Source organism: Methanobrevibacter filiformis, from assembly GCF_001639265.1.
Taxonomy (GTDB): domain Archaea; phylum Methanobacteriota; class Methanobacteria; order Methanobacteriales; family Methanobacteriaceae; genus Methanacia; species Methanacia filiformis.
The window spans coordinates 1-14,996 of record NZ_LWMT01000254.1 but is presented as its reverse complement, the minus strand read 5'-3'; the positions used below and the strand labels follow the sequence as shown (position 1 = coordinate 14,996).

Here is a 14,996-nt window from a genome sequence, read left to right as displayed (position 1 = left end):
AGCTATGTCTTATTTAAAACCAATAATTGAAAGACAGAACGATGAATTAAAATGGACCTAAATGTTATGATAAATCATTATTTTAGTAATAATCAATTTTTCAGGAGGCAACTTTTTGACACAAACAGTTTGGACATAACTCTCTCAATGAATCTGTGTTGTTATCATCCCAATAAGCATCAATGTCTTCATCAAAAATTATTGAGTTTATAATATCTTCTCTTTCTTCTTCAGGTAAATTATATTTTCCTGATTTCTCAAAATAGCTATTAATATCATCTGTTCCAGTATTTTTCATAAACGCTTGAAGAGCAACAGATAACATTGCTTCATTTTCAAAATATTCTGTATCCTCTGGAATATCCAACTCAGCTATTGAATCAGGATTTTCAAGAGCATTTAAAAATTGTATCTCCCCTTGAGATATTAACCAACCTCTAAAATAATCAAAGCAGTCACCAGAGCAACCACCATTCATAATATATGCTGCAGCCCATAATTTACTTTTGTAAGATTCATCTGCATATAAATCGTGAATTGCTCCAAACTTTAAGATTTCTTCTACCTCATATTGTGACAATTTACCTATTAAAATCTCCATTTGCTTATCTGTTTCCCAATTTGCTTCACTATATGCAGTTTGTATTAAAAACCAAAATTCATCTTTGCCCATCATAAATATCACCAAATAAATAGTTAAGTATAAAATAAAATTATTAAAATAAAATTTATATTACTTCTTAAAAAGTATGTTAAATATAGCTATTAAAAATAAGACATATTATTCTATTTTTGTTTTCATAATATAAAGATGTATTGTAACACAAATCCCAACAATTACAAGTACAATAGCTATTAAAATATTTCGAGTAATCAACATTGATAAAATGAGCATTATCCATAGAAAGGAAATGCTCTGGATTTTGAGACTTTTTGGAATTCCTGTCTTATTTCTGTAGTTTTCAATGTAAATTCTAAAGTATTTATTAGATAATAACCACTTTTCAGCTCTTTTTGAACTATTTGCAAAACAAAATGCTGAAATTAGGATAAATGGAGTTGTAGGTAAAACTGGAATAACAATTCCAATAACTCCCAAACTTAAAGACACTGATCCCACTGTGAGAAATAGAGAACGCTTGATATTCATGATGATCATTGAGTTAAACTGGTTTTATAATATGACTATGAATATTCTTAATTTATATTACTTATATCTATTCTAGAGCATATAAATTTATATATAATATAGAATTGAAATATATTATCAAGACATAGCTGTTAAAAATAGGCAATAATTAACCAATTTCACCTATATGATGTTTTTCATTGATTAAATCGATTTTTGTTAAAAAATGAGAAAAAATAAGAGAGTATTCATCAAAATACTCATCATCTGGTAATTCCGATTCACAATCAAAAAATGTATCAATGAAATTATTAAAACTTATATTGTTAGATATTGTTGGCATTTTATTATAAATAAAACAAAAACCAGAGTCTCCAAACCTTTCATTATACATGAAATAAACTGAAACAAGCTCTTTAAAATCAATTAATATACTGAGTTTATAGGATAGAATCTACTGAATAACAAAAATAGAATAGTTATTCATTATTTATGAGTATATTCTTGATCAACTTTAATTTCTAGCGAAATTTAGAGAAATCTTTGATCTCTCGTTTTTAAAAGCTTAATAGCTATCCTTGATGAGCAATACAATATCTACAAACTGCTTTAGGATTATTACTATTGTTTGCCTTAACTGGACAGTAGTACAAATCACCTACTTGTCTAACAGTAGTATGACCTGGAAAAACACTTCCGACAGCATGAATAGGTTCATCTAAAACATAGGTAGTGTATATACATATTAAATAATAGATTAATCTTTGTTTTTCATAACTATTATCTAAGTCTATTTCTTCCCTATCTTGATCTTGTTTTTGAAAATAATCAATTGACTTCAAAAACTTATTTTTATTAATATAGCTTTCATAGCTATTGTTATCACTTGAGATGTCTTTCACTTTCATGTAAAAGTTTTTAATATAAATATCATCAAAATAGCCTTTATATTCATCCCTCACATATTTACAAGCTTGTCTAAAGTTATTTGTAGAATTCATAATATCAAAAATAGAAATATCCTTAGCCCCTTTCTTTAAAACTTTCAATACATCATTTTTAGATATTTTTTCCTGTTTTTCTAGTGTTTTAAAATCTTCAAACATTAATAAAGCCTCAGAATATAATTTAATTTTTTATAGCCATGAAACAAACTTTTAAAAAAGTTTGAACAAAAGCTATTTCAAAAAATAATCAATTCAAATAAGAAATGCTTTTACTAACATGAAACAAACTTTTGAAAAAAATTTGAACAAAAGCTATTTCAAAAAATAATCAATTCAAATTAAGAAATGCTTTTACTAACATTAAACTGGAATTGATTTAAATCTATAATTAATAGCTATGAATTAATTTGTCTCACAGTACACTTTTATTCAATAAGTTTCATATTATTTTGTGCAGTTTATTAGATTCATTAGTAATTTTCCTGTTTTGTGGAAAAACCAGTGCTGCTAATCAAAAATTAAATAATAATAAATAATAATAAGTAGTTATCATGTGAAATCTAGACACTATAACGTTTGATCCTGTTATTTGACCTGGTTGTCATTAAAATAAATCATTTAGTTTATTCTTTACTCCCTATTTTCTTTTTTTAGGAAATAATTAAGTTGATCTTTAATAATATTATTTACAGTGTATTGAGTTTTTAAACCTAACTTTTGAATTTTATCTGTGTTTGAAAGTAAAATAGGGACTTCTGCAGGTCTAAATCTATTTTCATCAAATTCTATTTTTATTTTTTTGTCTCCAGAGTATACATTAATTCCTTCATCTTTTAAGGTGAAATTAAGATTATCTTCAAGAATCAATTGGTCGACTTTTGTTTTTTCAAAATTAATCCCAAATATTTCCGATTTATCTGTTTCTGTAGGGTCTTTAATTATTTTATCGTTTTTAAAGGTTTCTATTTTATCAATAGGGAATCCAGATTCTTCTAAACTTAATAATATATAGGTTAAAACTGAATTTGTTCTCATAGATCCTTGGTTATAAACATCTCCACTTCTTCCTTTTTCAGCTAAAGTTAAATAACCATTGATAATATCTTTAACATGGGTCCAATCTCTAAATGCATTTATATTACCAATTTTAATTTTATCAATTTCACCTAATTTATATTTCATAGCTTGGTTTGTGATAACAGAGGTTACAAAATTCAATCCTCTACCTGCACCTTCATGATTAAATGCTCGAGAAACAACAGTATCTAAACCATAAGAATGATAATAATTTCTCATTAAGTAATCACCATATACTTTTGAAACAGCATAAGGAGACATAGGTCTTAAATAGTCAGTTTCAGTAGTTGGTACTTCTGGAATTCTTTCAGGTTCTGGGAAAATAGTACCATACTCTTTTTTGGCATTTTCATATTGTCGTTTTGAAGAAATTATCAAACCATACTCTTCACTTGATCCTGCAAAAATAACCTTAGGATTAACTTCCTTTGAAATAACAGCTTCTAATAAGTTGGATGTGCCAATCCCATTTATTTGCTGAGTTTCTGCAGAATTTTCAAATGATCTAGGTACAAATGATTGAGCTCCTAAATGAAAAATATAATCTGGAGAAGATTCATCTAATGCATTAGCTATAGAAGTAATATCTAATAAATCACCTTTAGTTAATGTAACATCATCTACAATTTTCTTATCAAACAAATTTTTATAAATACTTCCATCTGCTCGATTTCTAACTAAACCAAAAACATTTGCTCCTTCTTCAAGCAATTTATCAGATAAATAAGATCCTACAAATCCACTTATTCCAGTTATTAAAACATTTTTATTACTCCAACTCATATTATCACATATTACCCATTTAATTTTATATTTTTATTAATTTATATTTGTAATTTTACAGATAATTATAATTTACATAATAGCTATTCCATTATCATTATCTAAATCATATTTTTATATAGCTATTCCATTATCATTATCTAAATCATATTTTTATATATCTCGATCATTTCTTCACCCATTTTTTCAATTGAATGTTCTTGGGCAAACTTTAGGTTAGCATCTATATCACAATTAAAATTTTTTTCATTTAAATCCTTAGCTAAATTTTTGATAGAAGAAATATGGGTTTTATTTTTAACGTCTGCTGGAACATAGGCATCTTTAAGCATTATAACTGGTTTTCCACAAGCCATAGCTTCAACAACAGGTAAACCATACCCTTCCATTTGTGTAGGGAAAACAAAAACATCTAATAAATTATAAAAATCATTCATTTCTTCATCAGGAATAAAACCTAAAAACTTAATTCTATTATCATTGTTAGATATTTCTTTTAAATTTTCTAGTTCTGGACCTTTGCCTCCAATTAAAAGTTGAGAATCAGGAATATTTGCTTCTAAAAATGATTCAATAAGAAGTGATATTCTTTTTCTTTTGTTCAAATGAGAAACAGTCCCTATTGTAAAAATATCATTTTCTATATTTTTTGGAAAAAACTTAGGGTCAATTGCAATTCTTACAATACTTATATTATCATAATTTACATTATATTCTTCACTTAATTCTTTTGCAGTCTGTTCAGAATCAACAATAATCTTTTTAAACTCAACACTTCTTTTAATAGCTTTTTCAAATAAAAATTTAGTTAACTTTGATTGCAAATCGTTTTCTGCCATTTTTATAGGTATTAAATCATGTATTGTAACTATTGATTTTTTTTTATTTAAATAAAACCCTTCTAATGGAGATATTGCATGATATATGTCTGATTTTCTTAATTTAAACAATACTTCTATTAAGAAATAAAATAGATAATCCAAAGAGCTGTCTTTTTGGAAAAAACTATCATCATGAGAAATTAAATTAATATTAAAATCTTTTTCATTTTTAATACTTTCATAAAGCATTTTAGAGTAAGTTCCCAATCCTTGTTTGTGAGTTTGAAATGACCGTGCAATTAAAGATATGTCCATCTTTTATCTCCTCATTCATGATTCTGCATTATTATATGGTAAAAATTAATAATAAACTTTTAATAAAACTGTTATAAATAAATGAAACTTTATCAAATGTTAAATGTATCATTGCATTATCTAACAGTATATCATACTAAATCATAGTCTTTTATAATATATTTATATTTATTTAATCTGGATGTTTTTAAATAGATAATATCAATTTTACTTTTCATCACACAATAAGAAACTATTGAAGCAATATCATGATTTGCCTAAAATATATCAATTCCTTTTTCCTTAAAAAGGGCGAACTATTAACAAGACACTAATCTATTTTAGCATTTATCTCCATATTTTATAATTATTTATTAATTATTTTATAATTTATTGATTATTCTATATTTACTTGTTCATTATTTAAATGTACTTAATTATTAAAAATATAATTTTGTTAATGATATTAATATATATGTAAATAAATACATATAAATTTTGTTATTCTATATTAAAAATATAAACTTATATTAAAAAAAGTATTAACACATGACAATTATATAACTCAATAGAAAATAAATTAATAAATTTAGTATGGTATTATTCATGATTAAATGTAAGATTTGTAATTGTTGATTTTATTTTTACATGTTTTTTATGTCTTAATTTAATTTTTGATTTGTTTTTGATGATTTGTTTTAAATTATATACAGTAAACACAAAATATGCGAAAAATAAAACATGTTATGTACAAATTTTAATAATTTAATGGTTTATAACCAATTATTTTAAATTATAATATACCTAAACTGATAAAATAAATAGAAATAAGTAAAAGTAAGTAAAAATAATTAATATAAAAATAATATGAATTAAATAACTAATTAACTTATAAAACTTTAGCTATTTATTGTTTAGTAGCATTTGCTCGTTCTTCAGGAGTTAATGATGATAGTTCTTTGACTTTTTCTGTGTTTAAACCTAAGGCATTTGCTACTGCTGTTCCATATTCTGGTTCTGCTTTGTAGAATAGTGCAGTTTGTCTGTATTGGATTCTTTCTTGTGCATTTCCTAAGTGTTGTTTTAAGTTATATACTAAATGTTCTTTGTCTGTTTTGCTTAAAACTCTTCTCCAGAACTCCCCTACTTGGACGAAGTCTACATCTTCTATTTCTCTTGTGTGTCGATTAATATGAGCATCAACATCGATTGTTGGTGGAGTTACTGTGCTATCTGGTTCTGATCCATTAAATGAGTTTGGATAATAGTTAGGAGTAGAACCACCATTATCACTAACATTCATTGGACCATCTCTTTGATAATTAGTAGCTTTTGCATTTTTAGGGCGATTAATTGGGATTTGATGATGGTTTGCACCTAATCTATGTCTTTGAGCATCTTCATATGCAAATAATCTTCCTTGAAGCAATCTATCAGGAGAAGGTCCTATACCTGGAACAAAGTTAGATGGTGCAAATGCAGCTTGTTCTACTTCAGCAAAGTAATTTTTAGGGTTTCTATTTAAAACCATTTTGCCCAGAGGTATTAAAGGATAATCTCCATGATACCATACTTTTGTTACATCAAATGGATCAAATTGGTACTCTAAAGCTTCTTCTGGCGTCATTATTTGAACAAAAACATCCCACTGAGGATAATCTTCTTCTTCAATAGCTATAAATAAATCTTCTGTTGCATGATCAGGGTTTTCACCACAGATTTTAACAGCTTCATCATTTGTTAATGTAGCATTACCTAACACTGTTTTAAAATGGTATTTAACCCATACATATTCATTTTTTTCATTGTACCACATGTAAGTATGGCTTGAAAACCCATCCATGTGCCTATAGTTTAATGGAGTTCCTCTATCTGTAAATAAAAATGTTGCTTGGTGAACTGATTCTGGAGTAAGTGATAAAAAGTCCCAAAACATAGTGGTATCAGCTAAATTTGTAGTAGGATCTCTTTTTTGTGTATGAACGAAATCAGGAAATTTAATAGCATCTCTAATAAAGAATATCGGAATATTATTTCCAACTAAATCATAATTACCTTCTTCCGTATAGAATTTTAATGCAAAACCTCTTGGATCCCTTTTAGCATCAGCAGAACCTTTTTCACCACCTACAGTAGAAAACCTTACAAACATGTCTGTTTTTTTACCTACTTCTGATAAAAATTTAGCTCGGGAGTATTTAGATAAATCATTTGTAACTTCAAAATAACCATGTGCCCCTGCACCTTTAGCATGAACAACCCTTTCAGGTGTCCTTTCACGAGTAAAATGGGCTAATTTCTCCATTAAATGAGTATCCTGTATTAATGTATAGCTTGATCCTTTTCCAGTTGTAATTGACGCTTGATCATTAGGAACGGGAATTCCTTTATTTGTTGTTAATTTCTTATTTGCCATTATGAACACCTATAATATTAAATCAATGAACAAAATTAATATAAAATAGCTATTAATTTAATAACATATCAATATATCTATCCATAAATTCAAATCTTATTAAAATATTAAATATTTAAGTTATAGTATTAACTTATTTATGTTACATAATATAAATATTTTTTTATTGTTTCCTATTCTTATATAATAAAACTTATGAAAATGATAAAAGTAATATTATATAAATATATAAATAAATTATTTTTTAGTTTTAAAGAGGATAGTTATGGATAATAAAAAATCAGTAGTTAAAAATGTTAAAATTTCAATAGAAGGAATGCATTGCGGAGTTTGTGCAAATACTATTGAAGCTACAGTAAATAAACTTGAAGGTGTAGACAATGTAAGTGTGAATCTAAGTTCCAATAGTGCAAATATTAAATTTGATTCAGATAAAATAACTATTAATGAAATTAATGAAAATATTGAAAATCTTGGATTTGAAGTTAAAAAAGATGAGGTTACTCTAAAATTAGATGGTATGCACTGTGCAGTATGTGTGAGCAATATTGAAAAAGCATTAAATCATCTTGATGGAATATATAAAGCTATTGTAAATCTAACATCACAAAAAACTTACATTACATATAATAAAGATCTTGTTTCAATTGATGACATGAAGAATACAATTGAAAGTCTTGGATTTGATTTTATTGGAATATCTGATCAAATTAACAGTGATTTAGATGATAATAAATACAAAGAAGACTTAAAATCTAAACGAAACAGAATAATTGTAGGGTTTACTTTTTCTGGGATACTTATGGTTTTGATGTTTTCAAATCTACATATGTATTTAATGGATATAGAATGGCTTTCAATGTCTATGCTATCTTTAATAATAGCTACTATACCATTTATTTATGTATCATATCCAATTTTAAAAGCAGGATTTAAATCACTCACTCATAAAATATTGAATATGGATGTGATGTATTCAATGGGAATTCTCGTAGCATTTATATCAAGTTTACTTGGAACATTTAACATTATTCTTGATTCAAGCTTTATGTTTTATGAAACAGCTATTATGTTAGCTTCATTTTTAATGTTAGGACGATACCTTGAAGCAAGAGCAAAAAAACAAACATCCAACTCAATTAAACAATTAATGGAACTTCAACCAAAAACAGCGATAATCATTACTCCAAATGAAAACACTAACAATACAAAGACAGAATACACAGAAACAAAAGATAAAGAACAAGGATACATAGAAAAAGAAATTTTAATAGAAGACATTAATATTAATGATATTGTACTTGTTAAGCCAGGAGATAAAATTCCAGTTGATGGAGTTACTATAAATGGAAATAGTTATGTTGATGAATCAATGATTACAGGTGAACCACTACCTAAACTTAAAAATAAAGAGGAGGAAAATAGTAAAGTTTATTCAGGAACACTAAATCAAGATGGAGCATTACATATAAAATCTACAAGTGTTGGATCTGAAACTGTTTTATCACAAATCATTGATTTAGTTGAAAAAGCTCAAAACTCCAAGCCTCCAGTCCAAGGAATTGCAGATAAAGTTGTAAAATACTTCATTCCAACAATTATTATAATAGCTATTGTATCCTTTGCATTTTGGTTTATACTCATGAAAGCATCACTTTTATTCTCTTTAACAACACTTATATCAATATTAGTTGTTGCTTGTCCTTGTGCATTAGGTCTTGCTACTCCAACAGCGATTACAGTTGGCATAGGACGAATGTCAGAGTATGGAATATTAATTAAAAATGGAGAATCATTACAAAATGCTTGTAATATAGATACAGCTATTTTTGATAAAACTGGAACATTAACAGAAGGGAATTTAAAAATAGAAGATGTTTACTTAAATCCCAATTCCAACATTGACTATGAAGAATTAATTACTATAATATCCAGTTTAGAAAAAAATTCAACACATCCAATAGCTAAAACAATCACAAAAAAAGCAAAAGAATTAAATTTAAACTTAAAAAATATTGATAATTTTGAAAATATCGTAGGACTTGGTTTAAAAGGAACAATTAATGGAGAAATAGTAAGAGTAGGATCTAAAAAATTGTTTACCTATGAAAAAATAGCTATTAATGAAGATATTTTAAATAAATATTTAGAATTTACAAGTAATGGAAAAACAACATTAATTCTATCAATAGGAGATGAAATTAAAGGAATTATAGCTTTAATGGATAAAATTAAGAGTGATTCAAAAAATACTATTGATTTACTTAAATCTATGAATATTGAAACTTATATGATAACTGGAGATAATGAAAAAACTGCAGAAAATGTTGCAAGAACTGTTGGAATAGATAATGTAGTTTCAGAAGTATTACCTAATGAAAAACTTGATAAAGTAATAGCTATTCAAAATAATGACCAGAAAAAAGTAATGTTTGTTGGAGACGGTATTAATGATGCTCCAGCTATTTCACAAGCAGATGTTGGTGTTGCAATAGGTAGTGGAACTGATATAGCTATGGAAAGTGGAGATATAGTTTTAATTAAAGGAAATCTTCAAAGTGTTGTTGGTGCAATTCAATTCTCTAAAAAAGTAATGAAAAGAATTAAAGAAAACATTTTCTGGGCATTTGCGTATAATATAATATTAATCCCAATAGCTGCAGGACTATTATATCTACCATTCAACATAATATTTAAACCAGAATTTGCAGGTTTAGCTATGGCTTTAAGTTCTGTAACAGTGATAACACTATCTTTAACTCTTAAAGGATATGTTCCACCAGTATTAGATAAAAAATGAAAAATCAAAGCTGGCTTTTTCAAATCTTTTTTACTGTTGCTTTTTTAACTACTTTATCCGCTTTTCTTATTATCATTATTCCAATCATTATTCCATGGTGAGAATAAGTCCATAATTTATTTTAAAATAAAATATTTACTAAAATTACTTATCAAGTCTTACCAAGCTATTTTTTAGCTTTTCTTTTTCTTCTATTTCTCCTATTTCTTCTTTTGTCTCTTCTAGTTTGTTTATTAGGTTTATTAGTTGCTTTTGCTGAATTAGATTCTTTATTAACCTGTTCAGTTCGTTGTTTAGTTTGTTCCTCCTGTTCTTCCATATCTTGTGAATCTTCCTCTTTACCTTGTTTTCGTGATTCATCTGCTTTTGGTTCTTCTTCTACACCTTGCTCTTGTTCATTATTAATTGATTCAACAGCAGATTGTTCTTGGATTTCTTGTTCAGAATCTTCTTCTGTTTTATCTTTAGATTTTCTAGAGAAAAGTCCTTTTCTCTTATTACCTTTTTTAGTTTGTTCCGTTAATTCTCCTTCAATTCCTTTTTCTTCACTAATTTCTTCTTCAATTAATTTATCTTTCTTTAGGTGATTGTTGTTTGAATCATTATATTCTTCTAATTCAATATTTTCATCTTTTTTCTGGATTTTTTGTTTTAATTCTTCTTGTTTTTCTTTTCTGTTTTTCTTTTCTTTCCTATCCTTTTCTTTCCTAACTTTTCTATCTTGTTTTTCTTTAGCTCGTTTAGCTTTTTTGTCTTGTTCATCTCTTTTTTTATCTTCTTTTTTAGGTTTGATTGGTGCATCTCTAATTTTTAAAGTTATTTTATCTAACTTGTCAGATATATTGTTATAAATTAAACAATAGATTGCAATTAAGAAGAATGATACTACAAAACCAATTACTACAAATAATAACAATAATTGAATATTACCAGATAATGCAATAATAATTGAACCAGGATTTGAGAAAAATGCAGTAGCATTTGTTAATAATAGAGAGAATAATATAAACAATATTCCTAAAACAAAAGATACTATTCCTAAAACTATTCCTATAATTGATGAAGTCCTAGCAACATTGAAAGAGTCTATTTCAATTGTTCCTTGGTCTTTCTTATTTAATTCAGTTTTAATACCACCAGTTAATTTACTTATGTTGTTATAAACAAATAATCCTACTACTGATAGAATAAATGATCCAACAAAAGTATAAATGGTTAATGAAAGCATTCTAGAAGTGCTTATTAAAACACCTAATGAATTCACAATGGATGGACTTATTTGAGATAAACTTGGTAAAGTAAGCATTAAAAAAGATAGTTCAATTGGATACATTATTAAATAAACAATTAAAGTGAACAATGAAACTATGATTGATATTGAAATTATTGAAAAATTTTTAAACTCTCCTTCTTCTGTTAAATCAAATGTAGCATCTTTAATATGTTTTAAAAGGAAGTTAATTAAAAATCCTCCTCCAAAATAACAGATAATAGATAAAAGTAAATTTAAAAATACAAAGCCTACAATTAATAAAACATAAAATGAACTGAAATTTGCACCTGCCAATACAGCAAGTACAATAATAGCTATTATAGCTACAATCAAGCCTATAAAAAAGTTTACAGCTGTGCCTATCACTGTTGTTGATTTTAAATCGATTAATTTTAAAACTTTCAGGTTTGTCATTTAATACCTCTTATAAATATTTTTAAATATTTTTATTTCTTAAAACCAGTATTTAGAAGATTCCAATAACTCATTTACAATTGTTTTACTAGATCCTACGTATGTGTGAGGATCCATAATTGTTTCAAGGTCTTCCAAATTTAAGTATTTCATAACTTCTTCTTTTTCTTGAATCATATTTTTAAGAAGTTTATTCTCTTTATTTGCTCTTATTGCACATGCCCTTACATTAGCATATGCAGTTTGACGACCCATTCCTTTTCTTGTAAGTTCTGCCATTAGTCTTTCAGCCATGATTAAACCATTAGTCATGTTTAGATTTTTTTCTATGTTTTCAGGATAGAAAACTAAATTATCCATTAGTTTTATGGTTAAATTAAGGATGTAATCTAGGAGAATACAACTTTCAGGAAACATGATTCTTTCTGATGAAGAATTTGTAAGATCTCTTTCATGCCATAGAGGATTATTCTCCATTGCAGCTATTACATATGATCTAACTACTCTTGAAACACCACAAATACGTTCTGCAGTAATAGGATTCATTTTATGAGGCATTGTACTACTACCTACTTGTTTCTCAGGATCAAAATACTCTCCAAGTTCCATAATTTCTGTTCTTTGTAGATTCCTTATTTCAAGAGCTATTTTATCTAAGGTTGTTGATATGTTTGCCATCACCATCATAAATTCAACATGATTGTCTCTTTGAACTACTTGGTTTGTTATTTTTGCTGGAGGCAAATTTAAAATCTCAGATACTTTTTTATGGATTTCCCAGCCTACTTCACCAAGTGCTGCTGTTGTTCCAACTGCCCCATCCATTTTTCCAACACATAAATTTTTTTGTGCAGATTCTAATCTCTCATATTGTCTATGGAGTTCATCTGCCCAAAGAGCGAATTTCATCCCATAAGTTGTTGGAAGTGCATGTTGTCCATGAGTTCTTCCAATACAAACATTATCAATGTTTTCTTTTGCTAATTTCAATATTAAGTTAGTTAATCTTTGAACTTTCTCTTTTAAAACATCAATTGATTCTTTAAAGAGTAATGAGTTAGAACTATCCACTATATCATTGGATGTTGCACCAAAATGAACATATTCTCCTGCATCACCTTTACATTGTTCAGCAAGTCCTTTAACAAGAGAAGCAATATCATGGTTAGTTTCTCTCTCAATTTCATTTACACGTTGAAGTGTAACATATTTTGTGTATGCTTTTGATTTTATTTCATCTGCAACTTCCTGTGGGATAATTTCAAGAGCTGCTTCTGCTTGGGATAATGCTGATTCAACATCTAACATTTTTTGTAATTTATTTTCAGATTCCCAGATGTTTTTCATCTCGGGTGTTCCATATCTAAACTCAATAGGATGAATAGCCATTTTAACGCTCCTTATACACTTATTAAAATTAATTATCAGATATATTTTTATTAAATAATATTAGTATAGTATTAAATAGTGATAATATATTATATATAATTTAAATATTAATTAATATGAATGCTAGATATAGCTAGATTGTATATTAATATAGAAAATATGGTATTAAATATTATGATGTAGTAAATATTATGTAATATTGTATAAAATTATAATTTACTATGAGTTATATTAAATATAAATATATATTATTAAATTACATTAAATATAATTATATTTATTTAATGAAACTTATATTTGAAATAGAAACATTTATAAAAAAAATTATTTTAAAAATAGCTGTTTTTAAAAAATAGGTTTGTAAAATTTAACTATTTTTCTAATTATTATTAATTTTTCAATAGTTGTACGAAATTTATAAAAAAATAGTTATTATCAATAACAATAAACAATAATTATTATACATTTCATAAAAAATATAGTATGTTTGATAAGTTGTTTCATAAATAACAAACTTTATATATAATAAAAAACATAATATGTTATGTGTGTAATTAAGTTGAAAAATTTATTTACATACAATCGCAGGATGCCTTATTTTTACAATCGTTGTAATAATTTGTTAAACGGTAATCAACCACCCAACCACCCACCGATTATCGTTTAATTTGCATCCTGTTCAGTTTTAATTAGGTTTAATTCATATTAAATATAGGGGTCTATGGTCTTTATTGAATTACATTGTATTATACTAAACACGTAATGGTAGTAAAAACCACATTACTATCTTATTTATACTCATGTTTTTAATATTGGAAAGTTTTATTCAAAATAAATATAATCTTGATTAAGATAAGACCCTTAATATTTATTAAGCCTATTTTTAATTATTTTTGTTTAATATTTATTGTTTTAATTTACATAGATTTTATACTATTTTTACTGAGTTTTTAGGAATTTTAGTGTGATTAATTGCTAATTTTAGATGATTTTAAAGCAATTATAATAATTAATGCTAATTTTAGATGATTTTAAAGCAATTATAATAATTAATGCTAATTTTAGATGATTTTAAAGCAATTACAATGATATATAACTAATTACAATATTACTGTCACAATATTAAATGATTACAATATTAAATATATCATTCTTTAATATTGAAAATAAAGATAAAATCGGACTTAATTGGACTTAATTGTTATTTACTGAAAAGTAAAGGAGATCTTCCATAATTTATTGATTAGTTAATTGATATTTATTGGTTTATATTGTGATTATGAAGTAATATTAAGTTAAAATAAGGATTATTATTTAGTTTATTGGGTTTTAAGTGGTTTATGTTTGTTGATTGTTTTTTAGTAAAGTTTATTAATCTTTGTGTTGAAATATGATTTTATGCATTAATGACTTTAATAATCTTTTTTTTATTAAGTTTTTGTGCATTTATTATGAAATTTGTATTAATAAATTAGTGCTTTTGTATGANTTATGTTTTGATAAATGGCATACTGACTAAGGGATAATTATTTAGACATGTATGGTTTTATACTATGTTTATTTATGTTTTTTCTAGTATATTGTGTCTTTTAGATTTCTTGTTCGTATTGTATTGTATATTGCATTTCTGATGTTTATTTCATTAGTTGCAGC

Annotated in this window: 10 protein-coding genes; 1 reads left to right on the top strand and 9 read right to left on the bottom strand. The window is 26.0% G+C overall.

The window, feature by feature from the left end:
• Positions 1-100: 100 nt before the first annotated feature.
• The 7 genes from MBFIL_RS07805 to MBFIL_RS07775 all read right to left on the bottom strand — a co-directional run bounded on the left by MBFIL_RS07805 (position 101) and on the right by MBFIL_RS07775 (position 7,467).
• The gene (locus tag MBFIL_RS07805) at positions 101-676 is read right to left on the bottom strand and encodes a DUF4240 domain-containing protein (RefSeq protein ID WP_066973281.1); all 576 of its coding nucleotides are present in this window, start codon (positions 674-676) and stop codon (positions 101-103) included.
• Between the two features lie 105 nt (positions 677-781).
• Positions 782-1,150 (bottom strand): YbaN family protein, encoded by a 369-nt coding sequence (locus MBFIL_RS07800; RefSeq protein WP_169805521.1) that lies wholly within the window; start codon positions 1,148-1,150, stop codon positions 782-784.
• 148 nt (positions 1,151-1,298) lie between these two features.
• Positions 1,299-1,523, bottom strand: coding sequence for a hypothetical protein (locus MBFIL_RS07795; protein ID WP_066973277.1), 225 nt, complete (start codon positions 1,521-1,523; stop codon positions 1,299-1,301).
• A 178-nt stretch (positions 1,524-1,701) separates the two neighbouring features.
• Complete coding sequence (locus tag MBFIL_RS07790; RefSeq protein WP_066973275.1) at positions 1,702-2,235, bottom strand: DUF2115 family protein; 534 nt, start codon at positions 2,233-2,235, stop codon at positions 1,702-1,704.
• Positions 2,236-2,706: 471 nt separating this feature from the next.
• Positions 2,707-3,936: a GDP-mannose 4,6-dehydratase gene (locus tag MBFIL_RS07785; RefSeq protein WP_066973273.1), complete on the bottom strand. Its 1,230-nt coding sequence runs from the start codon at positions 3,934-3,936 to the stop codon at positions 2,707-2,709.
• A 140-nt stretch (positions 3,937-4,076) separates the two neighbouring features.
• Positions 4,077-5,072 carry a glycosyltransferase gene (locus tag MBFIL_RS07780; RefSeq protein WP_066973271.1) on the bottom strand — a complete coding sequence of 332 codons (996 nt, stop codon included), beginning with the start codon at positions 5,070-5,072 and terminating at the stop codon, positions 4,077-4,079.
• Positions 5,073-5,958: 886 nt separating this feature from the next.
• Entirely contained in the window at positions 5,959-7,467 is a 1,509-nt protein-coding gene (locus MBFIL_RS07775; protein WP_066973269.1) for a catalase, read from the bottom strand.
• A 265-nt stretch (positions 7,468-7,732) separates the two neighbouring features.
• Here MBFIL_RS07775 and MBFIL_RS07770 point away from each other — a divergent pair, with 265 nt between their 5' ends.
• Positions 7,733-10,267, top strand: a complete 2,535-nt coding sequence (locus MBFIL_RS07770) for a heavy metal translocating P-type ATPase (protein ID WP_066973267.1) — start codon at positions 7,733-7,735, stop codon at positions 10,265-10,267.
• Between the two features lie 166 nt (positions 10,268-10,433).
• Here the strand turns inward: MBFIL_RS07770 and MBFIL_RS10650 are convergent, their stop codons facing one another.
• Together MBFIL_RS10650 and purB are read right to left on the bottom strand one after the other, a co-directional pair.
• On the bottom strand, positions 10,434-11,954 hold the full coding sequence (locus MBFIL_RS10650) for a hypothetical protein (RefSeq protein WP_066973265.1): 1,521 nt from the start codon (positions 11,952-11,954) through the stop codon (positions 10,434-10,436).
• A gap of 39 nt (positions 11,955-11,993) precedes the next feature.
• Positions 11,994-13,343 carry an adenylosuccinate lyase gene (purB, locus tag MBFIL_RS07760; protein WP_066973263.1) on the bottom strand — a complete coding sequence of 450 codons (1,350 nt, stop codon included), beginning with the start codon at positions 13,341-13,343 and terminating at the stop codon, positions 11,994-11,996.
• Positions 13,344-14,996 lie beyond the last annotated feature (1,653 nt).